The following is a 26,941-nucleotide window of genomic DNA, read 5'->3' on the forward strand; positions in this document are numbered from 1 at the left end:
GTGGTTCAGAAATTTAAGCAGACAATGAAAGAGTCCACCAAGCAATAACTCTAAATAGGCAAGGACATGAAAACTCAAATTAAACCCGACCGGATCATTACAATCAATAACTCCTTAGAACTTGTAGAAAGATATAAAAGGGGGGAAAGAAATTTTCCAAATGCCTATTTATCAGATGAACATCTCAATTGCGAGGATCTAAACAATATTAATCTGCGGGGAGCAGATTTGAGTGGTGCATTATTCCTTGGTGTTGATTTCACCAATGCAGATTTAAGCAACGCTGATTTACGTTTCGGCCATTTTTGTGATTGCAATTTCACAGGAGCGAATTTATCTGGAGCGAATCTTCAGCATAGTAACTTCGATGGCTCCAAATTCTAACTCAACGATTTTAAATCCACAGAAAACAATTATTTTAGGAGAAATAAAACTATGATAGTCTGCCCTTATAAAGAAATGAAAAACATTAAATCACTTCCTTGTTGCCGAGAACAAAAAGGCCAATGGATTTACTGTTCATTCTGTGGTCAAAAATATAAGCTTGATATTCCCCCAGATACGACTGATCAGTTAATTTGGGTGTTGTTAACAGCATTTATGCTGGTTGTTTTAGGTCGTTCCATTTTTGTCTCAAATTCCAGTCAAAAAACTCCTGAAACTTCCAGCAATTCCGATTCATTTTCTGATGTTTCAGAAATCTATTCCAGGCATTTACAAGATTAATAGGGAAAGGGCGAGTTTAGATAGATTTGTGTTAGGAATCAAATTTTATTCAGAACCCGCTCCTACGATTTATTGTTGTGTATAGGAATTAAAAATATGCCAATATTCCGTTGCGATCGCCCAATCTTCTAATGTGAAAGATGGAACCTACAGTTTACAGACTAAGCAAAACTGGACGTATTAATCCGCCACCTGAAACCCTCAACGAATTATTGATTAACTAAGAAAAAATTGGGAGTTGTAAGATCTTGGGTTAATTGAATCGAAATCATTTGACCCGGTTGTAAAGTTGTGGGTGAGGGGGATGTTCCTAGACCAATTCCTGCACCTGCAATTGCACCGACTAAGGCCCCAATTCCCGTAAATCCACTAACTAGAAATCCGGCTAAACTTCCTGCACCCGTCCCAATTCCTACTCGTTCAGGACTAACTTCTAAAGACCCTGGAATCCAATTAGATTGACCTCGAATGGGAATACTACGACCCTCTAAATTAATGGCTTGAGCAATAAATCGACTGCCTTTTGTTGTCGTTTCAAATTCTCCCACAATGGGCGTATCCGGTGGAACAATATAATTGCCTAAACTATCAACAATTCCCCCTTGCAATAACAACACATCCTGACGTTCTGAACGAGGGGTTAGCCGCACCTGATCTTCAGTAGGATAGAGTAACGTTAAGGAAGTTCCTGTGGGGAGCAAAATCGCCGACGGGCTAGGATTAAAATAGGATTGTGGCGTCCCTGGGGGTACCGCGTAAGGTAACGGTTGACCAAAGGGAACCGCTTGGGGGAGAGATCCCGTTCTACTGAATTGAGCATTGGGTGCAACCACGACCACCGCTTCAGAGACGGGAACCGGAGGACGATAAGCCGGTGTTTGAGGGATATATACGACCGTCTGAGGGGGGGGAGAAGGTGGGGTAATTGTGGGAAGCACCTGGAATTGAGTCGGTTGATTAACCGGAACTCTCACAACCTCTAAGCTGGAGTCTCTCATCGGTTGGGGGTTGGGTAAAGCCGTCTGTCTGGGGTCGTATTGACGCACAGAATATTGAGGCGGTTTAGAAGGTTCTGGCGGTTTCACCGTTGCAGAGGTTCGAGGGGGGGTCGAGGGTGCTACCTGGGTCGGAGTTGGGGGGGTTTGGGGTTGAGTCGTCGCAACATTCGTAGGGGTGGGGGGTTCTTCTGGAGGTAAGGTTTGCAGTGTCGGACGCAATACCCAGAGGTTATCAATCCCAATTTGTCGTAAATCTAAGTCTTCTGGATCAACACTAATACCCGGTGCAAACTCTACCACTAATTGCGCTTGTTTGGGTTTCGCCTGGGTTAGACTCACTTGACGGACAACGCCTGTTTCATAACTTTCTGTAATCTGAACTTTAACTTCCGTATTCGGGAGGTCGAGGACTAAACGAGGGGGAATATTATAAGCGGATACCTGGGGTTTACTCCCCGTCGGAAGTTCAACCTCGACAATTCCGGTATTGGGGTCAATTTTCCAGTCTCCCAAAGCCGCCTGTACCGCTAAAGGGTAAGCGGTTGTGATAGCCACAGCAGCGACAACACTAGAAGTTCTCAACAGCAGACTCCCATACAACGCGGGTACATCTGAGGCGACTAACGTTTGTACAGTTTGCTTAAATTGTTGCTTGAAGTTTTGCGCTTGCATGGTTCTTGCATGAAAACTCTAGTTTATGCAAGTTTTATTAGCACGTTTAAGAGGAAAATGCAAGTATAGACGTGCTATGGGTCTAAGATTGTAGATGACTGAAACCCCTATGAAACTGATTCAGAAATGGAAACGATTGAGCTCCTATTTTGTTTTTGATCATCCTTGGTGCAGAATTCGACAGGATAAGGTTGAGTTACCGAATGGAATTATTATTGATGATTTTTTTATTCATGTTCGACCGGATATTGCCTTAGTTTTACCGATTACAGAACAACAGGAAATTGTTTTTGTGCGTCAATATCGTCATGGCGTTGAACAAATTTTATTAGAATTACCCGCAGGCGCATTTAATCCAGAGAAAGAAACTCCAGAAGCAGCGGCGTTAAGAGAATTAACGGAAGAAACAGGTTATATTGCAGAGTCTATTGTTAAACTCGCAACGTTATATGATAATCCGGTTAAAGATACAAACTCAGTGCATTTATTTTTAGCCAATTCTGTTAAATTGTTATCAACAACTTCCCTGGATATTACAGAAGAGATTGAAGTTGTTTTGATTCCGATAGAAGCGGTATGGCTAAAAATTCAAACCGGAGAAATTTGTGTCGCAGGTTCGGTAGCTGCTTTGTTTTTAGGTTTAAATTATTTACAAGCAAATAACTAGGGTGGTTGATTGAAATAGATGGGTTAGATTAATAGGCAAAACCTTATAATTTGATGCTTCTAATTTCTTCCCATTCTTGCTTAATTTTATTGCGGTTACGAGTAATTTTTCAGGGGTTGTATCTCTATTTTCTGATCATTCATCATTGAATAATTCCGACATAATATGACCTGGCTTACAATAACCCTTGATTTCTTTCTAAAGCTTTTTTCAAATATTCAATAGCTTGCTTTAAATTATCAATTTCTTGTTGATTTTCTTGTTTATTCATCATTAATTCATCGAGTTTATCTTCAAGAGAACGAATTGCTTGTCTTTGCTCTTTAATGATTTCTTGAGCTAAACCGATATCTTTTTGAATATAAATAATTTCTTTAAAAATAACTTCTAACTTAGCAGCTTGTGTCAAAGCAATTTCTGGAGATTGAGCAAATAAGAAACCAACAGCTACACTCGCACCAGCACCTAAAATAGAACCTCCAGCAATAATAACAGCCATTCCTCCCATCATACCAAAACCTCCGGCTGCGATTGCGCCTCCTCCTAATGCCGCTAAAACAGCAGAAATGGCGGCAGCACCAGATAATCCCGGCGCTAAAATTGGTGCAAGTAAACCCACAATCACAGGAGTAAAAAAGAAGGCTAATACACCAACAAATACCGATCCTGCTAATATAAACCAAGGATTTATTCCACCTTTTAATCCTCCTATAGCTTCTTGATAGTTAGACTGAAAACGATCAACACAATCCGAATTAATATTTAGGGTAGCTGCGATCAGCTTTTGTTGGCTTATAACTTGTACTTCATCAGCAATTTTTAAATTTTTGAATTGTTCATCATCACCATCCCCTAAATTGTAATAAGGCTTAAACAGCGTAACTTCAAGTAAAATCAAATATCTTGTTAATTGATTTCCTGCTTCAAGAATAGAAGAGTGAACTAAATCTTTCAGACAATCTATATTAGTAATCAGTTCCACTGACTTCTGATCAACTTGATCAGAAGGAGTTTGACTGGTTAAAAAATTTTCTGTAGACTTTTTCCACTTTGATAGCCATTGTATTTTGAGAGGTTTAACTTGAAAATTAGTTTCACAGTCAATATCAGTTTGTACTATGTAATATTGATAGCTAAATAAAATTCTGGTTTGTTCTGGTGTTAAGCCAAATTCTTTCATAACTCTTAAAAAATTGTAGATGAATCCGTGAAATCACGGAAGAAAATTTACCTAATGTCTCTGGTAAGCTGGCTGATCCAAGCTGAACTTTATGATAACATAAGATATCATTTTCTACTATAGAGCGAATCAGAGGTTTAAGCGATCGCTGACTTACCAAGTCTACCCGCGTTTCTAGTAAATCTTCGAGGTAAAATTTTATATCTATATAACGGTCAAATGTAACTGAACCTTATAATTTACTCTACCATCACAACAATTTTAGTCTATTATAGACTCATAAACCCGCCTCAGTTGTAACCAACTCAGACGGGTTTTGTTTCTGTATAATTGCGTTTTCAAATCAACCCATAACGTTTACGATCTCAGACCGCTCTGATGAAGGGTTTAGCCTTCCCTTGACCGTAATCAAGTGGAGGAAGCGATAAAAACTCCACACCGTTTAAGTTGACTTATAATTGTACCGTTCGCATCCCTGACAGTTCGCTCTCCTTCGGTTTGCAACAATGGAACACAGCGGCATAACTTCCATCCGGTACTTACCTTATACTCTCTAATTTAACAGCTATTCTACTCATCATCATCTAGCTTATGAAATAAATCGTTCTCATCATTTAGATTTAGCTTTAAAGGAACAGTATCCCCACAAAGATTGAATTTGATATTTAAGGTAAAATTAAGGATAAAAATTGAAATCCCCCATCCGAAGATAGGGGACTTTTTGAGTCAGCGATAGTCATCTGTATATAAGATGACAAAATACCCACCTGATTTTCAACTAACTAGAGGAATAATTGTAGAATATTCTAAATCAATCTTAAGAAAGAGGATAAAAATCGTTAAAGTAATCATGATGTAGGGTGCGTAAGCAGAGCGCACGCACCAACTCCAAATTAACCCATGCTGTAAAAAAAATCGGGAGCGATCGCTATTTGATTTTACTCCAATATTGGCTCTACTCCCGTAACTGGTTTATAAAATATTAAAAATGGTTCTAAACACATCCAAATTTGCTAAAATTGCATAAGCAACTAAAGCTCCACCGACACCACCCACTAAAAATCCCCCTGCATATTCATGCCATCCTTCTGATGTTTTTAACGCTTCGGGAGGGTTCGGTGTAGTAACCGTTGCTAGGGGTTCCGGGGGATCACTAGCTGCATATAAAGAAATCGCAAAAGTGGAAATTAAAATGGTACTAATGGTGGCAAATAATCCCGCCATTAAACCTACTGCTGTATCTCGTAAAGGATTAAAAGTTACAAAGGGGCCTAATAACCAATAACCATGAGCTAAACCCACTTCTAACCCCCGACGTTGGGGTGATAAACCTTTACGATAAGCGGGTAAATTATTAATCAATGCTTTCGTAAACGCAGAAGAATTAATCGGGGTTGCTAAATTACCAATTTGCGGATCATCATAGGGAGCATGAACCACTTCACGGTTGCGGGGATCACCCGGACGATCATTAGAACGTTGAATATTTTCTACGATTTGAACCATAATCTTTGATTCCGTAATTTTATAGGATTACCTAAAACAAATTTAGAGGAATTTAGCCCTTAATTCATCTTCCAGAAGCCATATAAAATAATCTCTCTTGAGTTATAGTCGGAAAAAAGATCGCTAGTGGGCTACCTGATAGCTTATGAGCTAGGGATAGGGATTTTTCTGGATTAAAGGTTCCTGGGGAATGTAAAGTTTTATGTCAATTTTTAATCTTTCTGTCTCTGGGGTTCTCAGTTCTTGTTAGAAATATTTTCAAAAAAATATCCCCCTTTGTTGAGAGATTGGGAGATAATACAAATGTTACCAGTTAATCAAAGCATAGCAAATGACCGAACAAATAGAAAAAATCAAAAAATTAATTGCCACGGCTACCAACCCTAAGCAAAAGGCAATGTATCAGCAATTGTTGGCCAAGTTGAAATCGGAGACTGAAATAGAAACCGAGCCGGAAGTTCAATCAAAAACTGATGAAGTACAACCAGTAAAATTAGAAGCCATCAAACCCAAGAAAATAGATGAAGTCCAAGTAGCATCAGAACCCGTTAAACCCAAGAAAATAATTGCACCCAAGGTTAAAGTTGAACCCCAACCTTCAGCAGAACTTGAAACTCCCCAGGAACCCAAAGAACCTAAACCGAAAAATGAATCTTTATTCCAAGCCATCGGTATTATCAAAGGTGAAGTTAATTTAGGGGATGTGTCTACGATTAAGATAGGAGATAAAGAATATCGGTTATTTTATATTCCCGGTAGACGCCGATTTGCTTACGAAGCCCTTAAAAAGGAAATTGAAGCGACAGGAAACACGACTCAAAGATTAATCGTTTACCCTAAAATTTTACACTTTCCAGGCCGGGATCAACCTTATATTATAGCCTTCCAATTATCAGGGTTTATCTCCTCTATTCCCACAAAAAAAGAACATCCCTTCAATTCAGAATTAAAAGATTTTGAGTTTAGATTGTGCGGGTTATGGCAATTTATACCCGTTTGCAGAACGCCTTGTATCTCAGTCTTTAGAAACTTTACTAAAGATAGATTAGCGTGGATTAAAGAAGCAGAAGCCTCTCGGAAGGTTAAATTCATGAAGGCTACCCATGCGCCACTTTTGTGGAGAGATTCACCCGTAAAACCTTTTCGATTTAATCCTAAACTCGAAAAAGAACAACAAGCTAAAACTTATTTTGTAGAGTTAAAAGCCCGTTTTCTACCCGACAGAGATGTATTTGGATTTGTGGAATTGTTAAGCGAACCCACAGAGGAACGCCCTAACTTTTTTAAAGCTTCTAAAAAAATGAAGGCAGAAGCTTTAAGGGAAGTGGAATTTAAACGACGGGAAATTGAACAGGCACCGGATAATGAACCGATTGAAACTGTCACAAATGTTGAAGTTTCTAATACTACCGAAACTTTAACTGCACCGGACAGTCAGGACATCCCAGACAGTCAACAGTCAACGGTGAAGGAGGACAATCAAAATATCCCAGAGAGTCAACAAACAACGGTGAAGGAGGAGAGTCAAAACAGTGAAGAGTTGACAACAGTTGGATTAGAACCACTCAACCCGGATGATTTATCTCTTAACCAACTAAAATCAATTGTTCGAGAACAAATGAATGATGATGATATTAAGAAATTCGGAAAATTGACCAACAAAACGACCTGGATTGAAGCCTATCGTCATCTGAATTAATCCCATCCTTAATGGCGTTTGAGTCGCAACTGTGCGAACAGCGCCGTTAAGCCGGGGAATAGTTTCCACAATTGATGAAAAATTCCTTTAGGGAAAAAGTCAAAAGTTCTGTGTCAGGTGCTTGTAGAATTGAGGACAAGCTGTACGCAGCGAGTGTTTAAAATTTAGTGAGGTCATGTATGTCAACGATTCGGAAAATTGAAGGTAATCCAGGTGACACTTGGGATGATTTGAGTTGGACAGATTTGAATGATGTTGAGCAAGGGTTGTGGGTCACTTTAGGTTGGAATGAAGCAAGTTGGGAAGAAGACTCTGACGCTCCCAATTCTAATGAGAAATATTGGGAAGAATTAACCCAAGCGGAACGTGATGCAGCAACAAAACTTGGTTATAACCAAACTTATTGGGATGAAGATTAAGGGCTACAAAAAGCCACCCTCTGTATGATTAAATTACTTTCATGGTGAAGCCCTCTGCCTATGTTGCGGTGGGTTTTCTATGTTTTAATTGAATTTTTTGATAAACAATTGTTGACCAGTCCAAATCTTAACCTAGCTGACTTAAACCCTTGAATACGGAAAAACTGCCTATTGATTCGGCAGTTTAAAGAATCGTAATATTGAGGTTGACAATTGCTGATGGCTGTCTAAGAGGCAGCAAAAGCAATCATGAGCAGAGACGTCACTAGGAGGACAGCAGCCGCACCTTGAAACGCATAGCGACTTTGCTGTTCCGGTGAGGGGTACTCAGCATAAGACATTTTGGGTTCGATGGCGTAGTTATTCAGGATTCCGTTTTCGTTGGTGGTGTACATGGTGTTTTTCCTTGAACTCGCTTGTGTATGTAAATAAATGTAACGCAATGTTAAAGATTGTAACAGTGACTTGACTCAACAACAGAGGTGATGTTAATCACAAGGAATTTTTCAGCCTACTTCCCCAGAAACCGGGTTTCTCAACAAAAATTCTGATTCTATTCCCTGAAATTACCTGAGAAACCCGGTTTCTTAGCAGCTAACAAGGCTCTGTACTTCCCCAGAAACCGGGTTTTTCAACAAAAATTCTGATTCTATTCCCTGAAATTACCTGAGAAACCCGGTTTCTTAGCTTGGGGGGTTAACGATCACCATTTTATTAATTTATATCTATTGATAAAAGTCTATGCACAGACTACACCTTACAATGATTGACGTGACTGCTCATAAAAGGCTGAACAATGGTTGAAAAATTAATTATCGATAACTTTGCTGGAATTCAACACTTAGAAATAGAGGTGAAGAAAATCAATATTATGATTGGCCCTCAAGCCAGTGGTAAGAGTGTTTGTGCAAAATTATTATTTTATTTTAAAGAGTTTGTATCTGATCTAGTTACAGCTATTGAGAATGATCAAAATCAATTTGATTTAGATTCCTTTTATTTAAAAAAATTTATCAGATTTTTTCCAGAAGAATTTGGAGGATTAGATGGGTTTAATCTTAGATATGAAAACGACAATAGATTTATAGAAATATCAAAAATCAATGCTGATTCAAAACTAACTTTAGAGTCTGCTGAAATTTACAAAAAAGAATTTTCGGATTTAAAAAAAATATATATAAAATTACAACAAGATAATTTGGAAGTCAGTCAAAGTCAATGGACGGTTTTTGACAGATCTAAAGCTCGGTTACAACTTCTCAACCACATCCAATCTTTATGGGGTAAAGCCTCAATTTTTGTTCAAGTTTTTATTCCAGCAGGACGAGCATTTTTTTCCAACATACAAAATCATATCTTTACTTTTCTTTCAAGCAATAATTCATTAGATCCTTTTATTGAAAAATTAGGACTGACTTATGAAAGCATGAAAAATCTTACTTTTGGGCTTAATCATGATCTTGAAAAAACTAAACTATATCAAGAAATTGAAGAATTAGTTTATCAAGTATTACAAGGTAATTTTTTAGTTGAAAAAGGCAATGATTATTTAAGAAGCTTAGATGGAAGAAAAATTAATATTGCCAATATTTCATCAGGTCAACAAGAAGCATTACCGTTAGTAGTTATATTATCTAAACTTCCTTTTTTACCTTCTTTACTTCAAGGAAAGACCATATATATTGAAGAACCAGAAGCACACATTTTTCCACTATCTCAAAAACATATTGTTGAGTTAATCGCTACTGTTTTTAATACTAACCCTGATGGTCTTCAATTTTTTATTACCACCCATAGCCCTTATATTTTAACCGCAACTAACAATTTACTACAAGCGGGTTTAATTTATCAGGATGCTAATGATGAAGTTATCAAAAAACTCGAAAAAATTGTTCCTCGCTATAAAGCCTTATTCACAGAAGATGTAGCTGTTTATTCTCTGATGGATGGTTCATGTCAATCCATTATATCGGAAGAAACAGGATTAATTGATACTAATATTATTGACTCTGTTTCCGAAGAATTAGCCATTGAATTTGATCAACTTCTTGACCTGATTTAAGTGCGATATGAAAAAGCGATTTCCAGAGTGCGAAAAAATTATATCTGATAAACGAATAACTCGTAAAGAAAATCAGAGTCAAATTATTATTGAAAATCCGAATCAATTTAAAGTTTGTGTAGTTCAGGTTGATGGATGTGCAATTAAAGAAGGTTTGCGTTGTGATTATCTGGTTATTCCTGATCAACAGGATATCAAAAGAACATTAGAAATCTATATTGAGCTTAAAGGGTCTAAAATTTTGCACGCCATTGAACAACTAGAAGCAACGATTAAACAACTCTCTGATGATCCAGCCAAACAAAAAAAGGTTTGTATTATTATATCAACCCGATGTCCTCTAGCCACAACTGAAATTCAAAATTTTAAGCGAGATTTCAAAAAGAAATATAATGCTACATTAGAAGTCAAGAATATAAATTATACTTATTTTTTAAGCTAATATTATTATAGTTAAAATTAGGAATACTGAAATTGTCTGAAATTGAAGCATTAAAAGAAAACACTCAACCCTCCTTTGTCCATATTCCGGTACTGAGTCGGGAATTAATTGCGGGTTTAGAAATGCGTGCGGAGGGAGAATATTTGGATGCGACCGTAGGTGGTGGCGGACATAGTTTGTTATTGTTGCAAGCAGCAGAGAATATCCGGTTAACGGCAATTGATCAAGATCAAGATGCGATCGCGGCTGCCCGTGTTAAATTTGAACAAGCAGAACCTTCTCTGCTGGAAAGGGTGCAGTTTTGGCAAGGAAATTTTGCTCAATATAACCCCAAAGGAAAACAATTTGATGGCATTATTGCCGATTTAGGGGTAAGTTCCTATCAGTTTGATCAGCCAGAACGGGGGTTTAGTTTTCGTTATACTGCCCCTTTAGATATGCGAATGAATCAACAACAATCTTTAACGGCGGCGGAGATTATTAACCATTGGGATGAGAAGGAATTAGCGAATATTTTTTATCATTATGGGGAAGAACGGTTATCAAGACGCATTGCTAAACGAATTGTAGAAAAACGGCCATTTCAAACCACAACAGATTTAGCAAATGCGATCGCCAATTGTGTTCCGGGGAGTTATCGTCATGGACGGATTCATCCCGCTACCCGTGTGTTTCAAGCTCTAAGAATTGCGGTGAATCAAGAGTTAACGTGTTTAGAAAAATTCTTAGATCAAGCCCAATATTGGTTAAAACCGGGAGGCAGAATTGGGATTATTAGTTTTCATAGTTTAGAAGATAGAATCGTTAAACATCGATTAAAAGATTCTCCTATTTTACAGGTCTTAACGAAAAAACCGATTCAACCCCAACCGGATGAACTGAACAATAATCCCCGTTCTCGTTCCGCAAAATTAAGAGTAGCAGAACGAAAGCTCATCGAATCTTAGAAAATCATCTAACGGTTCAATTCGTTTCAAGAGTGTAATTCTCAAGGGTTAATTTTAGCCCTTGAAATCAAGGTGATTATTTCTACTAAAAGAATTTATAATATTGATAGCCAGCCTTAACAGGTTAATCAAAAACCTGTGAGTTTCTAACCGATGTTAAACCCAGTTCAATTCAGTATAAAATTTTATGAATCGTCGTCAGTTTTTTAATCGCTTAAGTCTGGGTACTTTAGCAACCTCAATTCCTATTATTATTGGGGCTTGTTCTCAATTTTTGACCTCTTCTAAGTCCCCAACCCAAACACCACAATCGAATTCTGAACCGATTTCCCAGACCCCTGCTGATGGATTTATTAAGGTGGGAACCGTAGAAGAATTAGCGCAAAGTGGACAAATTCTTGACCTTAAACATCAGTTAATTGTCATTCGTAATCCTAATACAGAAAAACTAGCAGCATTCGATTTGAATTGCCCTCATCAAGGTTGTTCTGTGGGGTGGGAACCTACTTCTAAAACGATTATTTGTCCTTGTCATGGTTCTCGGTTTAATAGCGAGGGGGGCATTATCCAAGGGCCAACGGTGAAACCGCTAAAAGCTTATCCAGCCCGAATTGAAAATCAAACTATTTTCGTTAAATTGGGTTAAAATCAAATGATTAAAATCCCATTAAAATCTCGATTTTTTAAAACATTTGTGTTAATTATTATAGGGCTAATCTGTGGACTGCTGGCTTGGTTCTGGCAATCCTATAAACCCCTAGAAACCGCTCAATTTGTTGCTATTCCTTCCTCAAATAGTTCTCAATTGCGGAAAGAACCCATTCAACCGATTCCGATTCATGTAGACCTGAATCAACAACAAGTTCAGTTAGGACGTAAACTATTTTATGATGTTCGTTTATCTCAAGATAATAGTATTGCTTGTGTCACCTGCCATCAATTTAATAATGGAGGCATAGATCGCCTAGTTCGTTCAATTGGAATGGCTGGTAATGAAGGTGTTATTAATGCCCCAACGGTATTTAATAGTAGCTATAATTTTAAGCAATTTTGGGATGGACGTGCTAATAGTTTAGAGGAGCAAATTCAGGAGGCTTTATTTTCTCCAGAAATGGGGAATGCAAGTTGGTCTGAACTGATGAATAAATTGCAACAAATTCCCAGTTATATCACTGAGTTTAAAGAAGCTTATCCTGATGGAATGACACCCACCAATCTCAAATCTGCGATCGCTATTTTTGAACAATCTCTCTTGACACCTAATTCTCGCTTTGATAAATTTTTACGAGGAGATGAAAAGAGTATTAACGATCAAGAAAAGGAAGGATATCGTTTATTTAAAGCCTATGGTTGCATCGCTTGTCATCAAGGGATACTGCTCGGAGGTAATATGTTTCAAAATTTGGGCTTATTTGGAGATTATTTTAAGGCTCGAAAACCGAACACTTCTGGTGAAAAACCTGCCATTACTAAGGCAGATTTAGGTCGATATAATGTTACACGGAACCTAGAGGATCTGCACGTTTTTAAAGTTCCCAGTCTGAGAAATATTGTTTTAACTCAACCCTATTTCCATGACGGTTCTGTTACAACATTAGACGCAGCAATTCAATTGATGGCTCAGTATCAACTGGGTCGTGAAATTCCCCAAACTGACATTGACTTAATCATTCAATTTCTAAATACATTAACAGGTGAGTTACCGAAGTAAGCTACTCGTGAATTTAAAAGTTGTAACGCAGATCGGTTTCAGGTATTGAGTTTTGGGGATTTATAATGATGTCATTTAGATGTGTATTAGGTTAAAAATGTTGATCAAAATTCCACGCCATACTATGATCAGTATAACTATGTTTTTACTAATTTTGGCTTGGGGAATTAGTAAAAGTTTTTCTTTAGATTCAGCAACCTATCAAGCCTATCATAACACAATTTTACAATTAGAATCAACCGAGGCAAAATTAAATCAAGAAATTTTGAGAGATAGATATGAACTATTTTTTTCCTATGACCTTTTAGTGCAATCCATATCTCAACAAAAATTATTACACTATCAATTGCAATCCATTCCCAGTTTTGTTCAAGGGAAGTTTAAACAACAACTTTTGAATCAGTTAAAATTACAAAGAAAATTAATCGAGCAAAAAGAAACACGATTAGAAACGTTTAAATCTAAGAATTCTGCACTTAAAAATTCCTTACGTTATCTTCCATTTCTCATCGAAAAAGCCAGTCCAGAATTTCAAAAGCAATCTCAATTTAAAATGTTAGAAGCTCCTCTCAATCATTTGCTATATGATCTATTACTTTACAATCTAACCCCTGATGAAGAACTGAAAGTGAAGATAGAAGGGCAAATTCAAAATCTCCATACTTTACAACAAGATTATTCAACGGTAGAAATAGAATTTCCTTTAGAATTAGCGATCGCTCATGCAGAAATTATTCTTCAGTATAAACCTCTAGTTGATCAGTTAACAAATCAGCTTTTAAATATTTCCTTATCCGACGTGGATCAGGATTTAGAAAAAGTATATATACAATCTTATAAAACAGCTTTAAGTCAAATCAACTTATATCGATTTTTAACTTATATTTGGTTGTTGCTAGGAATATTAATAGCGGGTTATCAATTCATTAAAAATTTAACTAAATCTAACCAAAGAATTGCTAAATTAAATCAACATATTTCAGAATTAAACGAACAACTTCAAGTTGAAAACTTCCGCATGGTTGCAGAACTTAATATCTTAAAACAGATGCAAAATATGATTCTTCCTAAACTCGAAGAACTTCAAACCATTAATACTCTCGATATTGCTGCATATATGGAACCTGCTGATGAAGTGGGAGGAGATTATTATGATATTTTAGACACCGATGGAGTGATTACAATTGGAATTGGCGATGTCACCGGACATGGATTAGAAAGCGGCATTTTAATGTTAATGACACAAACCGCAGTTCGTACCTTAAAAGAAACTCAAGAATCAGATCCCGTAAAATTTCTTACAATTTTAAACCGAACCCTTTATAAAAATATACAACGCATGAATACCGATAAAAATCTAACCCTTTCTATTCTGAATTATACAGAAGGCTTATTAATGATTAGTGGACAACATGAGGAAGTTTTAGTCGTGCGAAGGGAAGGTGAACTCCAACGCATCGACACTATTGATTTAGGTTTCCCCATTGGTTTAGATGAAGAAATTACTCAATTTATTAGTAAGATTTATATGGAATTAAAACCCGAAGATGGGATTGTTCTCTATACCGATGGGATTACTGAAGCCTGTAATATTGATAATCAACAATATGGACTGAATCGCTTGTGTGAAGTTATCCGTTGTCATTGGTGCAATTCGGCTCACCAGATTCAAAATGCTGTGATTGAAGATCTGAAACAATTTATAGGGAATCAAAAACAATTTGATGATATTACCCTTTTAATTTTAAAACGGAAATAAATCAATAGGGTCTAAAATTATGAGTATAATAAATAGAACTTTCATTCATTTCTCCTCTACTGGCTTATGAACATTCTCAAAAAATATTCTTTATTCATTCTTCTCGTCATTGGGATTTTGATCACTCCCGTTTGGACAATCCTCACATCCGCACAAACCCCCAACACGTTACAAACCCAACTCGTCGAATATCAACAAGGTGATACCGTTTTAGAAGGATATTTAGCTTATGATTCTTCACACACGGGGAAACGTCCAGGGGTGTTAGTTGTGCATGAATGGAAAGGGTTAGATGAGTATGCAAAAAGTCGCACGGAACAACTCGCACGCCTCGGTTATGTCGCCTTTGCTGCGGATATTTATGGCAAAGGAATACGACCCCAAACCGCAGAGGAAGCCAAAACTCAAGCCACCCTTTACCGCAGTAACCGGACGTTATTACGACAACGAGTGAATGCCGCATTAGCAGAACTTCGGAAACAACCTCAAACCGATAGTGAACGTTTAGCTGCTATTGGGTATTGTTTTGGCGGAACAACGGTTTTAGAATTAGCAAGAAGCGGTGTAGATATTGATGGAGTAGTCAGTTTTCATGGCGGTTTAGATAGTCCCAATCCCCAGGATGGAAAACAAATTAAAAGCAAAGTTTTAGTGTTACATGGTGCGGATGATCCGTTAGTTTCCCCGGAAGATATTAAGGCATTTGAGAAGGAAATGCGAGAGGGGAATGTGGATTGGCAAATGGTGAGTTATGGGCGAACTGTTCATAGTTTTACGAATCCCAAAGCGGGGAATGATCCCTCTAAAGGAACTGCTTATAATGCAGATGCTGATCGACGTTCATTTGAAGCTATGAAACTGTTTTTTGAGGAAATATTTTAAACCAACCGGGTTTCTGAACCCGGAAATAAATTTCGGGCTAAAAGCTAAAGTTATCTAAAGATAACTAAAAAGTCAACTATTTCATTAACCCGTTTTAACGGGTTTTAGCTTTGAGCCTGAAATTTATTTCAAGGCTTTTCAGCTTAAATTGACACCAATAAGGCATACCTCGACCTTAGAATGAATTGGCTTTTAATACATTTTTATAACTGATTTAGACTCGCTATAAATTAGCGATCGCTAAAAAAACAGCTAATCAATTATTTTAGATTGTTTAGTTTGACTCACTTGCCAATGCTTAATGTTAAAATTGATGATTAATCAATATTTAAGCAAAATTGACCTTAATAGGTGGAATCTTAATCATCAAATTAGCATTAACGTTAACATCAATCATCCCAAAACCTCCCTTAGTGGGTTGTACTGCATCATAACGAATTCTAACCCCAGTATCGGAGTAACTATTAGGATAGCCTCTAAAACTGCTATTATTCCAATCTCGCCAATCAGAATAATCGATTCCTCCTGCCATTCTGGGTAAGATTGCAGCTTGAATTTGAGGAGTTGTTAAGCGTGTATTTTCCTGCAAATATTGTGCTGCGATCGCCATTCCAATAGAAGCAGCACCGGAAAATGCAGATAGGGTGGGTCTACTATCTTCAATGCGAGGAAACACAAGTGCTGCATTATTTCCTAAACTTTCACGACGTTCTGATCCGATGATTACCGAATATTGAGGACTTCTGATTTCCGCAACCGTAACATCTTGAAATTGTCTATGCAAAAACTCCCGTTGTGCTAACTGAACTTCTAACCTTTTATCCCACCATTCTTGCTCTCTTCTTTGAAAGAAAGAAAATGCTGATCTTGCCAAGCTTCCCATGACTAAACGTAAAACCGGGTTAGCTAGTAAGAAAAACAAGAAAGCATCTGCTCGTTTGGGGTTATGTAACCCTAAATTAACGATAAACGTAGCAGTCCCCAGACCACTATAGTATATGAATTTTCTCCGTTTCATAGCGTTAATTATTCTAAAAGATCTTCAAAAAAATAAATTGCTGGGCATCCCGGGTTACCCCACGAGGTAGAACCTATTTTTATACATTGACCTTCTAAACCAATGCTACGAGTATTAGTAACATCTATAATCCACAGAACTTTTTGTCCCGCAGTTAAATCTCTGTATTCATAAAACTGTCCATCTTTGTAGATTGATAACCTACTAACAGAACCTTTACGATAAGTATGATCATCGGGGATACCAATTGCTAAACTTAAAGTTTTAAATCTGGGTGTTTCTCCTGGTGCGGCTAATCTGCACGCTGCTCTGCTCCCATTTTTGTCAAGAGTATATGACTTACCATCATGTGAATAAGTACTGCTCTCTCCAAAATAACCAACTGCTCTGAAGACTTCAAAACCTACAATTAAATCTCGGTTTTGAGCAAAATAATTTGAATCATTTGAAAGTTGACATCCTAGCTCTCCCAAAGAAGTAGTGCCAGGGCGACGAGCTTGAGCATAAACTAAATTTCCTGTATCCAGAAATAGGGTGGCTAAAATCAAACTGGAGAGCCATCCATTAACTAACCTATGTTTAAAAATATTCATAATCATCTCAACTTAGAGAGTCTGGTAATGAGGATAGGAATTCAATAAAATATCATCAAATAAAATTGTGATTTTAGAAATCCTGCAATGTACGATTTAATCGTGAGTTTTGTTACGAATTATTAGGGTAAAGTTCTAAACTGTTCTAAAATGTTTGATTAAGCACTATTATATTTTAGGTTATAATGGCTAGATTCCTGACTACATCGTAACCCTATGACTGTTACAGAGGCTTTACAATTAGCAAATGAGTTAGTCTTTGCTCAAACCGGAAAACATTTAGATGATTTGCAAGAAGAAGTGCTCAAGGGGTTGTGGCAAGGTCAAACTTATAAGAAAATTGCAGAGGAATCTAATCGGAGTGAGAGTCGGGTTAAAGATATTGGTCATAAATTATTACATATTTTATCAGAACAGCTAGGGGAAGATGTTAAAAAATCTAATTTTCGCTCTACTATAGAAAGAACCAAGATAACATCTTCACCCTCGTCACAAATTGTAGAAATTAATCATAATTTTAATTTTTGTTCGCAGAGTTTTCATAATAATACGAAAGAAGTTCTATTAGACAAGCTTTCTAATACTTCCACAGTATTTCACGATTTAACAATAGCTCCTAAAATCACCTATTTTTGCGATCGCAGCACCGAACTGAACACCCTATCCCAGTGGTTAATTGATCAAAATACTCGTCTAATCTCAGTTTTAGGATTAAGCGGTATTGGTAAAACCACTCTAGTTAAACAATTTGTTGACCTGAACTTACAATCCTTTGATATTATTATCTGGAAAAATATTAAACTCTCCCCATCTTTAGATCATATTCTAACTGAAATTTTAACCTCTATTAATCCTGATTCTATTTTAGCTGATAATAAATTAACTCAAATTTTAAATCTTTTTCGGGATCAAAAATGTTTAATTATTCTGGATGACGTACAGGAATTAATGATTAAAGGACAATTCGCTGGACACTATCAAAGTGAATATCGAGATTATCAATCCTTTTTTACAATGATCACTGAAACTGAACACAAAAGCAGTTTAATTTTAATCAGTCAGGAAAAATGCCAAGAAATGATATCTTTAGATCAGGAATTATATCCCGTTCAGTGTTTAGAGTTGGAAGGGTTACAGGATATTAAAATTCTCAGAAACTATGGTTTACTCGATCAGGAGAATTGGTCAAAGCTGATTGAATTGTATGAAGGTAATCCGGCTTATTTAAAAGATATTGTAGATTTAATTAAAAAAATATTTGGCGGTAAACTCTCTGACTTTTTAACAGAAAATAGTTTAATCATAACAGAAAGTATTAAATTTCGTTTAAATCAAATCTTTGAGCGGTTATCTTTAATTGAACAAGAGATTCTCATAGAACTTAGTCAGGATAATCACCCGGTATCCAGAGAACATTTAAGAGAACGTTTATCGTTATCATCAATAGATTTGATTAATGGGTTAGACTCTTTAAACAGACGGTATTTAATCAAAATTATTCAATCTGACCATATTTTATTTAGCGTATCTCCTGTTATCCGAGAATATATTAAAGTTTGCTGTCATCAACAAAACTAATGGGTCAGAAACCGGGTTTCTCAACAAAGTTTGATTTAAGGCGACCAATCTTAATCAGAAACCCGGTTTCTTGAAATTGTGCGATCGCATTCTCTAAGGGGTCAGAAACCGGGTTTCTCAACAAAGTTTGAATTGCTTTTTTACGTGCGATCGCTTTCCCCACGCCCCAGTTAGCTTAACAGGCAAGATGCCTGTTCCACATTCCACAAAAATGCCCCAACCCCCGACACAGCAACAATTCAGTATTTTTTCACGATTTTTATTAGAACCCTGGATAATAGAGGCGGTAAGATGGGTAATACCTGATCTGTTCATCTGGGAGTAGGGAATCGCATGAGTCGGGGAGATGGTCGAAAGCTGAAACTCATGGTCGTCGATGACGAACCAGACAACTTAGATTTGTTGTTTCGGACATTTCGCCGGGACTTCCAAGTGTTCAAGGCCGACAGTGCCCTCAAAGCTCTGCAAATTCTCGACGACGAGGGTGAAATGGCGGTGATTATTTCTGATCAACGGATGCCAGAAATGAACGGAACCGAATTTCTCGGCAAAACCGTTGAACGTTTCCCAGACACCATTCGGATTCTGTTAACTGGATATACGGATGTTGAAGACCTGGTGGAAGCGATTAACTCTGGTCAAGTTTTCAAATACATCACCAAACCTTGGAACCCTGAAGAACTCAAGTCTGTAATTCAACAGGCTTCTGAAACTTACAATTTCTTCAAACAACGAACCAATACTCTGCGGCGCGCTCTGCGTCGGGAATCTCTCTATAACGATGTCGTCAGTGCTCTGCGAGAGTCCCTCGACTACTCCAGTATGCTACAGACGATTGTTCGGACATTGGGAGAAACCTTTAATGCAACAGGCTGCTGTATTCGTTCCGTAGAAGAGGGTAAACTTTCGGTTCAAACCTTTTCTTTTGGCGGAGAAGGAGAGACTGTCCAAAGTTGGTTATCTCAACTGGAAATCCCCATGCAAGGGGTATTAGAAAGTCGAGAAACTCAAATTCAACAAGGGCAAAATCAGCCGAATAACATCAATGAAATTATTTTACCCCTGACCTATCAGCATGACTTACTGGCGGTTTTAGCCTTATATCAAGAAAACAGTTCATCTCCTTGGTCAGAGGATGATATTCAACTGTTGGAGGTGGTTTCCGAACAAGCGTCTTTAGCTTTGTCTCAAGCCAAACTCTATCAACGCACGGTAGAGTTAGCCGAACAAATGCGGAACGAACTCAAAGTTGCCAGTCAAATTCAAAATAATCTTTTGCGTCAAAGTTGGCCAGAGTTTGACACCTTTCGGGTACAAGCTTGTTGTCATCCGGCGCGGGAAGTGGGGGGAGATTTCTTTGAAGTCTTTATTCATCCTCAAGGGGATATTTGGGTGGCCTTGGGAGATGTCTCTGGGAAAGGGGTTCCAGCCGCTTTATTTATGGCGAGTGCGATTTCGGTGATGCGTCGGGAACTGTCTCAGGAAACGTCCCCTGAACCCGATCAAGTCATGCAGAATCTTAATAGTATTTTGTCAGATGATTTAGTCAGTAATAATCACTTTATTACAATGGTTTTGGCTCGTTATACCCCGTCTACGGGGCATCTCGCCTATGCCAATGCTGGACATATTTATCCCTTAGTCTGGTCACATCAAGCCATTAGGGAGGGGGCAAATCGCACTCCTTCATCGGTGCAGGTTGAACCGACGTTTCTCAAGACTCGTGGCATTCCGTTGGGAATTCTGCCTGTCTGGAGAGGCAAAGGAGACAGTTTCACGATTAATCCTGGGGAGGTCTTCTTAGTGACCAGTGATGGTATTACTGAAGCTACAGTGGTGCAGGAAACAACGGATGGTAGCCCCGCCATTCGATCGATGTTGCAACAGGAGGGACTTTGGAAGTTACTCCAACAACAAGAACAGCTAAATTTAGATGGTTTATTAGCGGCTATCCGCGAACATAATCCCGTTCAGGAAGATGATCAAACTATACTCTCTCTGGAGGTTTTGTTGACTGATGAAAACTGAGCTTCAAGTGCCAAGCGATATTAGGTTTTTAACAATTGTTGAAAACTGGTTATTGAGCAGTTTGGAAGTGGAGCTAGGAGAGCACGTAGATTGGCCCCGTCAATCCAATCGGTTTCGCCTCGTCCTCGCAGAAGCTTACTCCAACGTCATCCGTCATGCTCACCGCAATAAACCCGATCTTCCTGTGATGGTTCGTTTAGAATTTAAAGATCGAGATATTTCTTTAGAAATTTGGGATCACGGTACAGGCTATGAAGTGGATAATTATAATCCTCCTAAACCTGAAGATAAACAAGAAAGTGGTTATGGTTGGTTAATTATGAATCGATTAATGGATCGAGTGGATTATTGTTTACAAATTGATGGCCGTAATTGTTTAAAATTAGAAGCCAGTTTACCCGAAAAAGTAACAAAATCTTAAATCAGTTATCAGTTATCAGTTATCAGTTATCAGTAGAGACGTGCCAAAAGCCTTACGGCATGGCTCCGCCAAGGCACGTCTGTACAAGTTATCAGTGAGAAGTTGATCGTTAATCGTCTTTACTGATTACTGATTTTTAATAATTCTGGCGCTGAAGCTAATAGTTTAACAATGACTTCTTCAAGATTTCCTTGTTCAGTTAAGAGGAATTGCCAGCCAACATTAACAGTAAATAAGGAGGTTTTGACTTCGCCGAAGATCTGTATAAGCTGTTGACCATTTTCTAAGAATTGGCTATCAGCACTTTTGGGTCTTAATTTCATCCCCTTGGCTTCCGTTTCCAGATAATTTTGAATCGCCTCTTGACCTGTAATTAATTCTGTAAAGGGTGCATACAATTTCCCCTGGTTACAAAATAAAGAAGCTGTTGTTGCAAAGTCTTCATCATTAAAGCTTTCAAAATAACGATATACAGCGATCGCATTAACGTTATCAATAGAAAGTTTAAATTGACAATCTAAAGGTGTTGTTGTCATTTTTTTAAATCCCGAACCCTAAAAAAAAATTTTCTTAATTATAAATTTTAGAGACTCCTAAATTTTCCTATACTCTAAAAATCTATCTATAGTATGAGTATCCATCATCAGTCATCAGTTGATTAACCCTTAACTCTTAGACTGATAACTGATAACTGATAACTGATAACTGAAAAATGGATTCAGAACAAATCAAGCAAAAAGCTTTATCCTTGGGATTTCATAAAGTTGGGATTGCTGCTATTACGGATATGCAGGATAATCAGCAACGGTTACAAACTTGGTTAAATCAAGGATATGCTGCGGATATGGCGTGGATGAATAATCCTAAACGTCAAGATATTTGTCAATTAATGCCAGAAGTTCAGTCTGTTATTTGTGTAGCATTAAATTATTATACGCCTCAACAATATCCTGAAGGAAAGGAATTTGCTAAAATTTCTCGCTATGCTAGAGGACGAGATTATCATCGGGTACTGCATAAAAAGCTGAAAATTTTTTGCGACTGGTTACAACAACAAGCAGCAGGAATTCAAGCTCGATATTATGCTGATACTGGGCCGATTCAAGATAAAGTTTGGGCACAACAAGCGGGTATTGGATGGATTGCAAAAAATAGTAATGTGATTACCAGAGACTATGGGTCTTGGGTATTTTTAGGGGAAGTTTTAACCAATTTAACGTTAACGCCTGATACTCCCCATACTCAACATTGTGGTACTTGTACCCGATGTTTAGAAGCTTGTCCAACTCAGGCCATTACTCAACCTTTTGTGGTAGATGCTAATCGTTGTATTGCCTATCATACCATTGAAAATCGGGCTGAAACCTTACCCGAAGATATTAGCAAACAGTTAAACGGTTGGGTTGCAGGGTGTGATATTTGTCAAGAAGTTTGTCCTTGGAATCAACGGTTTGCTCAGGAAACAGACGTTACAGAATTTCAACCTTATCCTGAAAATATCGCCCCAAAATTAACAGAATTAGCAGAACTTTCTGAGCAAGAATGGGATCAACGCTTTCGCGCTTCTGCGTTACGACGAATTAAACCTCAAATGTGGCGGCGCAATGCCAGAGCGAATTTAGAGTCTTGGCCAAATTTTGAGGAATAAGGTATAACTACGGATGGGCCATCAGGTGCAGGAGAGTGAACCATGAAATGGAGTCCTATTTTAGTGGGATTGTCGCTGTTGTGGACAGTTCCGGTTTTTGCTCAAGTTTCTAATACCCAAGTACAGGCGTTAGTTGAGGCGTTACGTTTAGCCGCACCCCAAACGGGAACAGCGAATGATGGATTGTATTCCGATTGGCAAATTAAACCAGAGAATATTCCCCGATGGTCGAGACTGTGCATCGGTGAGGAAATGAAGCCGGATGAATTTGAGAAAAACCAGACGAAGGCGAGAGAGGTTTTAGGTTGTGTGATGACGGATGTATTGAAAGAGGAATATCCCAAAAGTCAGAATAATGAAGCCATTGCCATTCGTCGTGCTGCGGCTTGGTGGATGACGGGCGACCCCAATCAATATAACCAAGGTCAAACGGCAGCTTACACCCAAAAAGTCTTGCAGTTCTATCAACAACAACGCTCTTAAAATAGGGAACAGGGAACAGGGAATGGGGAATTACGAATTACGAATTACGAATTACGAATGGGGAAGAGGGAACAGGGAACAGAAAGGAAAAGTTTTAGGTAGCTTTTAATACAACAAGATTGCGGAAAATACGGATATAAAATCAGGGGATTTACATCTGAATCCCTATTGATTTAGAAAGCATCTCAATAGCGATCGCTTCTTGATAGAAAAGGCGATCGCTATTCTTTTGATTTCCAATCCTTATATTTTTTATTTTTAAAATAAAATTCCTATTTTATTTCGGTTTATTAGAAACCAATTGGTATCAAATTCAATTAACCGATTCCACAACAGACACCTATTATTTTAAAAAAATCCCGATCAAAATCCAGGTGTTTAAACCTTAAAGCTTCTCTGGTGATAGGAATTTTCCCCAAAGGAGGAGTTAATTATCTCTCGAAAAGAAGATGACCTACAATCAGCCTGCTGAATAAGATTATCAAAGTCTACCTAACGCTTAGTAGAGGATGCCGTACTAATTTTAGATCGGTTTTCACTACCTTGGGAATATTTACAAAATCACTAATATCTTATTACAACTTCAGATAGGTAGGGCTGGCTCAACATTAAAGTTTGAGATATCATCTAGTGTCTATTTTATCTCAAGATGTCAAATAAAAACAGGAGGTTTTCATGAGAATCGCACAAATTGCTCCGTTATGGGAAAGAGTTCCTCCCCCCGCTTATGGCGGTACAGAATTAGTTGTAGGATTGTTAACGGATGAATTAGTCAAACAAGGTCATGAAGTCACGTTATTTGCATCAGGAGACTCGATCACTCTTGCTGAATTAGAATCCGTTTGTCCCCGTTCTTTACGCTCAGATCCGAATGTTAAAGAACCCGGACTTTATGATATGTTGCAGTTAGCTCAGGTGTATGAACGAGCTTCTGAATTTGATATCATTCACTCCCATGTTGGCTGTGCCGCGTTACCTTTCACCCATTTAGTTAAAACTCCAACGGTGACAACTTTGCATGGGATATTCACCCCCGACAATGAAAAAATGTTTCGCCATGCCCGTCAGCAACCTTATGTTAGTATTTCCAATGATCAACGGGAACCACGACTAAAATTAAACTATGTTGCCACTGTTTATAATGGGATTGATACTAACACCTATCAATTTTATCCCGACTATCAAAACCCTCCCTATTTAGCCTTTTTAGGCAGGATGTCCTCGGAAAAAGGCCCCCATTTAGCGATTGAAATTGCTAAAAAATTTGGATTACCCTTAAAAATGGCAGGAAAAATTGATGCCGTTGACCAAAACTACTTTGATACTTTAGTTAAACCGTATATTGATGACAACCAAATTCAATTTTTAGGGGAAGCCAATCATGCTCAAAAGAGTGTGTTAATGGGGAATGCCTTTGCCACCTTATTCCCGATTACTTGGCGAGAACCCTTTGGGTTAGTCATGGTAGAATCCATGGCAACAGGAACCCCCGTCATTGGGATGAAAATGGGTTCAACTCCTGAAGTAATTGCTGATGGAATTTCAGGATATTTGTGTGAAACGGTCGATGAATGTGTGGCAGCTTTAGGAAAAGTTGAACAGATGAATCGAGAAAAATGCCGTCAATATGTCATTGATCATTTCAGTGCTAAACGCATGGCAGATGGCTATGAAGCGGTTTATCAAAAACTCATTGCTGAACGGTTCAGCCAAAACGGAAAACTCAAGAGTTTAACCGCAGCTTAATCTTGAATATGCAGTGTTAACGGCTTATTATTGTCATCACTTATTTTTCAACGATTCCAAAACCTTCAACCTGAAAACAATCTTAGGGTTGTTCACTCATCGCTGGTAGAATAAACTTTCATACAATCTGGATTTATCTATGAACCCCTTAAATCAAACGGTGAAAACATCTACTTTCAATACTCCGCCAGGAACCTATAAAAAATCAACTGGTATTTCAACCCGTTTAGCAGGTCGAAATCGACAACCCATTGCCTTAATTTCTGTTCATGGCGACCCGGATGTTGATATTGGTCGAGAAGAAGCAGGAGGTCAAAATGTATACGTGCGTCAAGTCGGTGAAGCCTTAGCCAAACTCGGTTGGCAGGTGGATATGTTTACCCGCAAAATTCACCCCGACCAACCCACCATTGTCCAGCATTCTCCCCATTGTCGAACCATTCGCCTCACCGCAGGGCCATTAGAATACATTCCCCGTGATGAATTGTTTGAATATTTACCTGAATTTGTGACTGCGTTTCAAAATTTCCAGGCTAAAGAAGGCACAAATTATCCCCTCGTCCATACCAACTATTGGTTATCCGCTTGGGTGGGACTACAACTGAAAAAACACCATAACGTTCAGTTACTGCATACCTACCATTCTTTAGGCGAGGTCAAATATCAAGCGGTTTCCCACCGTCCCCCCATTGCACAGACGCGGTTAACCATTGAACAACAAATTTTAGAACAATCAAATACAGTTATTGCCACCAGTCCTCAAGAAGAAGAAGTTTTGCGTCATACGGTTTCCCAAAAAGGTCATATTTCCGTCATTCCTTGCGGTACAAATTTAGAGAATTTTCACGTTATTTCTAAACCAGAAGCACGGGTAAAATTAGGATTAGATGCTCAAGAACCGATTATTTTATATGTCGGACGTTTTGACCCCCGTAAAGGCATTGAAACCTTAGTTCGCGCCTGTCATCAATATCAAATTACCTACAACGAACCCTTTAAATTAATCATTGCGGGAGGGTCTGACCCGAATAAAAGTGATGGTCAAGAACGGCAACGCATTGAAAGCATTATCAATGAATTAGGATTAACAGAACAAACCTATTTTCCAGGTCAATTAAGTCATGATATTTTACCGTTGTATTATGCGGCGGCGGATGTGTGCGTTGTTCCCAGTCATTATGAACCCTTTGGATTAGTTGCAATTGAAGCGATGGCTTGCGGAACTCCAGTAATTGCGTCTAATGTGGGAGGATTGAAATTTACGGTTATTCCTGAAGAAACCGGGTTATTAGTTTCTCCTCAAGATATTAACGGGTTTGCTGATGCGATTAACCGGATTTTAACCGATGATGTTTGGACGCAAAAACTGAGAAAACAAGCTTCAGTTCGGGTGAGTGAAAACTTCAGTTGGTCTGGAGTTGCGATTCGTTTGAGTGATTTATATCGCCGGATTTTAGCAGAATCAATTATGGATGAACGATTGTTACCGTTATCTCGGGCAGCCATTTCAGCGACAGCAACTACTCGCAAAGTGTCTTAAAGGTTGAGCCAATATTCATGACCCAAAAAATGGGATACAAGCCTCGCCCTTCTAGGGCGACTTTATTTGTGTTATGATATTGCCGTAGAGTTTTTCCACGTCAAATGATCGTCCTAGAGTTTAAGGCAAATGGGAAAACAACTCAATACGCTGCTATCGATGAGGCGATTAAAACGGCTCAGTTTGTCCGTAACAAGTGTATCCGTTTTTGGATGG

27 protein-coding genes are annotated in these 26,941 nt (G+C 38.1%); 19 read left to right on the plus strand and 8 right to left on the minus strand.

Going from position 1 to position 26,941, the window contains the following annotated elements; translation table 11 throughout:
* The first annotated feature begins 66 nt into the window (after positions 1-66).
* Positions 67-384: a pentapeptide repeat-containing protein gene (locus tag H6G57_RS21740; RefSeq protein WP_190522405.1), complete on the plus strand. Its 318-nt coding sequence runs from the start codon at positions 67-69 to the stop codon at positions 382-384.
* A 51-nt stretch (positions 385-435) separates the two neighbouring features.
* Positions 436-726 (plus strand): hypothetical protein, encoded by a 291-nt coding sequence (locus H6G57_RS21745; RefSeq protein ID WP_190522407.1) that lies wholly within the window; start codon positions 436-438, stop codon positions 724-726.
* A gap of 209 nt (positions 727-935) precedes the next feature.
* On the opposite strand, the gene H6G57_RS21750 is transcribed toward H6G57_RS21745, so the two are convergent.
* Positions 936-2,396, minus strand: a complete 1,461-nt coding sequence (locus H6G57_RS21750) for an AMIN domain-containing protein (RefSeq protein ID WP_190522409.1) — start codon at positions 2,394-2,396, stop codon at positions 936-938.
* Between the two features lie 109 nt (positions 2,397-2,505).
* On the opposite strand from H6G57_RS21750, the gene H6G57_RS21755 reads away from it, so the two are divergent.
* A complete protein-coding gene (locus H6G57_RS21755; RefSeq protein WP_190522458.1) occupies positions 2,506-3,063 on the plus strand; it encodes an NUDIX hydrolase in 558 nt (185 codons plus the stop codon).
* A 175-nt stretch (positions 3,064-3,238) separates the two neighbouring features.
* Here the strand turns inward: H6G57_RS21755 and H6G57_RS21760 are convergent, their stop codons facing one another.
* Positions 3,239-4,243, minus strand: a complete 1,005-nt coding sequence (locus H6G57_RS21760; RefSeq protein WP_190522411.1) for a hypothetical protein — start codon at positions 4,241-4,243, stop codon at positions 3,239-3,241.
* A 972-nt stretch (positions 4,244-5,215) separates the two neighbouring features.
* Positions 5,216-5,749: a photosystem I reaction center subunit XI gene (locus H6G57_RS21765; protein WP_190522413.1), complete on the minus strand. Its 534-nt coding sequence runs from the start codon at positions 5,747-5,749 to the stop codon at positions 5,216-5,218.
* A 331-nt stretch (positions 5,750-6,080) separates the two neighbouring features.
* On the opposite strand from H6G57_RS21765, the gene H6G57_RS21770 reads away from it, so the two are divergent.
* The gene (locus H6G57_RS21770; protein WP_190522415.1) at positions 6,081-7,448 is read left to right on the plus strand and encodes a hypothetical protein; all 1,368 of its coding nucleotides are present in this window, start codon (positions 6,081-6,083) and stop codon (positions 7,446-7,448) included.
* A 179-nt stretch (positions 7,449-7,627) separates the two neighbouring features.
* The gene (locus H6G57_RS21775; RefSeq protein WP_190522417.1) at positions 7,628-7,867 is read left to right on the plus strand and encodes a hypothetical protein; all 240 of its coding nucleotides are present in this window, start codon (positions 7,628-7,630) and stop codon (positions 7,865-7,867) included.
* Between the two features lie 227 nt (positions 7,868-8,094).
* Here the strand turns inward: H6G57_RS21775 and psb34 are convergent, their stop codons facing one another.
* The gene (psb34, locus tag H6G57_RS21780) at positions 8,095-8,262 is read right to left on the minus strand and encodes a photosystem II assembly protein Psb34 (protein ID WP_190522419.1); all 168 of its coding nucleotides are present in this window, start codon (positions 8,260-8,262) and stop codon (positions 8,095-8,097) included.
* Positions 8,263-8,663: 401 nt separating this feature from the next.
* Here psb34 and H6G57_RS21785 point away from each other — a divergent pair, with 401 nt between their 5' ends.
* The 7 genes from H6G57_RS21785 to H6G57_RS21815 all read left to right on the plus strand — a co-directional run bounded on the left by H6G57_RS21785 (position 8,664) and on the right by H6G57_RS21815 (position 15,670).
* On the plus strand, positions 8,664-9,929 hold the full coding sequence (locus H6G57_RS21785) for an AAA family ATPase (RefSeq protein ID WP_190522421.1): 1,266 nt from the start codon (positions 8,664-8,666) through the stop codon (positions 9,927-9,929).
* Positions 9,930-9,936: 7 nt separating this feature from the next.
* Positions 9,937-10,371 (plus strand): hypothetical protein, encoded by a 435-nt coding sequence (locus H6G57_RS21790; RefSeq protein WP_190522423.1) that lies wholly within the window; start codon positions 9,937-9,939, stop codon positions 10,369-10,371.
* Positions 10,372-10,403: 32 nt separating this feature from the next.
* On the plus strand, positions 10,404-11,318 hold the full coding sequence (gene rsmH, locus H6G57_RS21795; protein WP_255528399.1) for a 16S rRNA (cytosine(1402)-N(4))-methyltransferase RsmH: 915 nt from the start codon (positions 10,404-10,406) through the stop codon (positions 11,316-11,318).
* Between the two features lie 187 nt (positions 11,319-11,505).
* Positions 11,506-11,964, plus strand: coding sequence for a ubiquinol-cytochrome c reductase iron-sulfur subunit (locus tag H6G57_RS21800; RefSeq protein ID WP_190522425.1), 459 nt, complete (start codon positions 11,506-11,508; stop codon positions 11,962-11,964).
* Positions 11,965-11,970: 6 nt separating this feature from the next.
* A complete protein-coding gene (locus tag H6G57_RS21805; protein ID WP_190522426.1) occupies positions 11,971-13,029 on the plus strand; it encodes a cytochrome-c peroxidase in 1,059 nt (352 codons plus the stop codon).
* 139 nt (positions 13,030-13,168) lie between these two features.
* Positions 13,169-14,788 (plus strand): DAHL domain-containing protein, encoded by a 1,620-nt coding sequence (locus H6G57_RS29660; RefSeq protein ID WP_309236005.1) that lies wholly within the window; start codon positions 13,169-13,171, stop codon positions 14,786-14,788.
* 66 nt (positions 14,789-14,854) lie between these two features.
* On the plus strand, positions 14,855-15,670 hold the full coding sequence (locus H6G57_RS21815) for a dienelactone hydrolase family protein (protein WP_190522430.1): 816 nt from the start codon (positions 14,855-14,857) through the stop codon (positions 15,668-15,670).
* A 328-nt stretch (positions 15,671-15,998) separates the two neighbouring features.
* Here the strand turns inward: H6G57_RS21815 and H6G57_RS21820 are convergent, their stop codons facing one another.
* Positions 15,999-16,688, minus strand: a complete 690-nt coding sequence (locus H6G57_RS21820) for a hypothetical protein (RefSeq protein WP_190522432.1) — start codon at positions 16,686-16,688, stop codon at positions 15,999-16,001.
* 8 nt (positions 16,689-16,696) lie between these two features.
* Positions 16,697-17,281: a hypothetical protein gene (locus H6G57_RS21825; protein WP_190522434.1), complete on the minus strand. Its 585-nt coding sequence runs from the start codon at positions 17,279-17,281 to the stop codon at positions 16,697-16,699.
* Positions 17,282-17,497: 216 nt separating this feature from the next.
* Here H6G57_RS21825 and H6G57_RS21830 point away from each other — a divergent pair, with 216 nt between their 5' ends.
* Positions 17,498-18,859 (plus strand): NB-ARC domain-containing protein, encoded by a 1,362-nt coding sequence (locus H6G57_RS21830; protein WP_190522435.1) that lies wholly within the window; start codon positions 17,498-17,500, stop codon positions 18,857-18,859.
* Between the two features lie 4 nt (positions 18,860-18,863).
* Here the strand turns inward: H6G57_RS21830 and H6G57_RS21835 are convergent, their stop codons facing one another.
* Positions 18,864-19,022: a hypothetical protein gene (locus tag H6G57_RS21835; RefSeq protein ID WP_190522437.1), complete on the minus strand. Its 159-nt coding sequence runs from the start codon at positions 19,020-19,022 to the stop codon at positions 18,864-18,866.
* A gap of 170 nt (positions 19,023-19,192) precedes the next feature.
* Here H6G57_RS21835 and H6G57_RS21840 point away from each other — a divergent pair, with 170 nt between their 5' ends.
* Together H6G57_RS21840 and H6G57_RS21845 are read left to right on the plus strand one after the other, a co-directional pair.
* The gene (locus H6G57_RS21840; protein WP_190522439.1) at positions 19,193-20,887 is read left to right on the plus strand and encodes a SpoIIE family protein phosphatase; all 1,695 of its coding nucleotides are present in this window, start codon (positions 19,193-19,195) and stop codon (positions 20,885-20,887) included.
* On the plus strand, positions 20,877-21,308 hold the full coding sequence (locus H6G57_RS21845) for an anti-sigma regulatory factor (RefSeq protein ID WP_190522441.1): 432 nt from the start codon (positions 20,877-20,879) through the stop codon (positions 21,306-21,308). The genes H6G57_RS21840 and H6G57_RS21845 overlap by 11 nt, the downstream gene beginning before the upstream one ends.
* A 119-nt stretch (positions 21,309-21,427) precedes the next feature.
* On the opposite strand, the gene H6G57_RS21850 is transcribed toward H6G57_RS21845, so the two are convergent.
* Positions 21,428-21,844 carry a ketosteroid isomerase family protein gene (locus H6G57_RS21850; protein ID WP_199314408.1) on the minus strand — a complete coding sequence of 139 codons (417 nt, stop codon included), beginning with the start codon at positions 21,842-21,844 and terminating at the stop codon, positions 21,428-21,430.
* Positions 21,845-22,020: 176 nt separating this feature from the next.
* On the opposite strand from H6G57_RS21850, the gene queG reads away from it, so the two are divergent.
* The 4 genes from queG (at position 22,021) to H6G57_RS21870 (ending at position 26,725) form a co-directional block, all read left to right on the plus strand.
* Positions 22,021-22,956, plus strand: a complete 936-nt coding sequence (gene queG / locus H6G57_RS21855; RefSeq protein ID WP_190522443.1) for a tRNA epoxyqueuosine(34) reductase QueG — start codon at positions 22,021-22,023, stop codon at positions 22,954-22,956.
* A gap of 42 nt (positions 22,957-22,998) precedes the next feature.
* Positions 22,999-23,439, plus strand: a complete 441-nt coding sequence (locus tag H6G57_RS21860; RefSeq protein WP_190522446.1) for a hypothetical protein — start codon at positions 22,999-23,001, stop codon at positions 23,437-23,439.
* A 675-nt stretch (positions 23,440-24,114) separates the two neighbouring features.
* On the plus strand, positions 24,115-25,185 hold the full coding sequence (locus tag H6G57_RS21865) for a glycosyltransferase family 4 protein (RefSeq protein ID WP_190522447.1): 1,071 nt from the start codon (positions 24,115-24,117) through the stop codon (positions 25,183-25,185).
* A 139-nt stretch (positions 25,186-25,324) separates the two neighbouring features.
* Entirely contained in the window at positions 25,325-26,725 is a 1,401-nt protein-coding gene (locus tag H6G57_RS21870; RefSeq protein WP_190522449.1) for a glycosyltransferase family 1 protein, read from the plus strand.
* Positions 26,726-26,941 lie beyond the last annotated feature (216 nt).

It is taken from the genome of Planktothrix sp. FACHB-1365 (assembly GCF_014697575.1).
In the GTDB taxonomy this organism is placed as follows: Bacteria; Cyanobacteriota; Cyanobacteriia; order Cyanobacteriales; family Microcoleaceae; genus Planktothrix.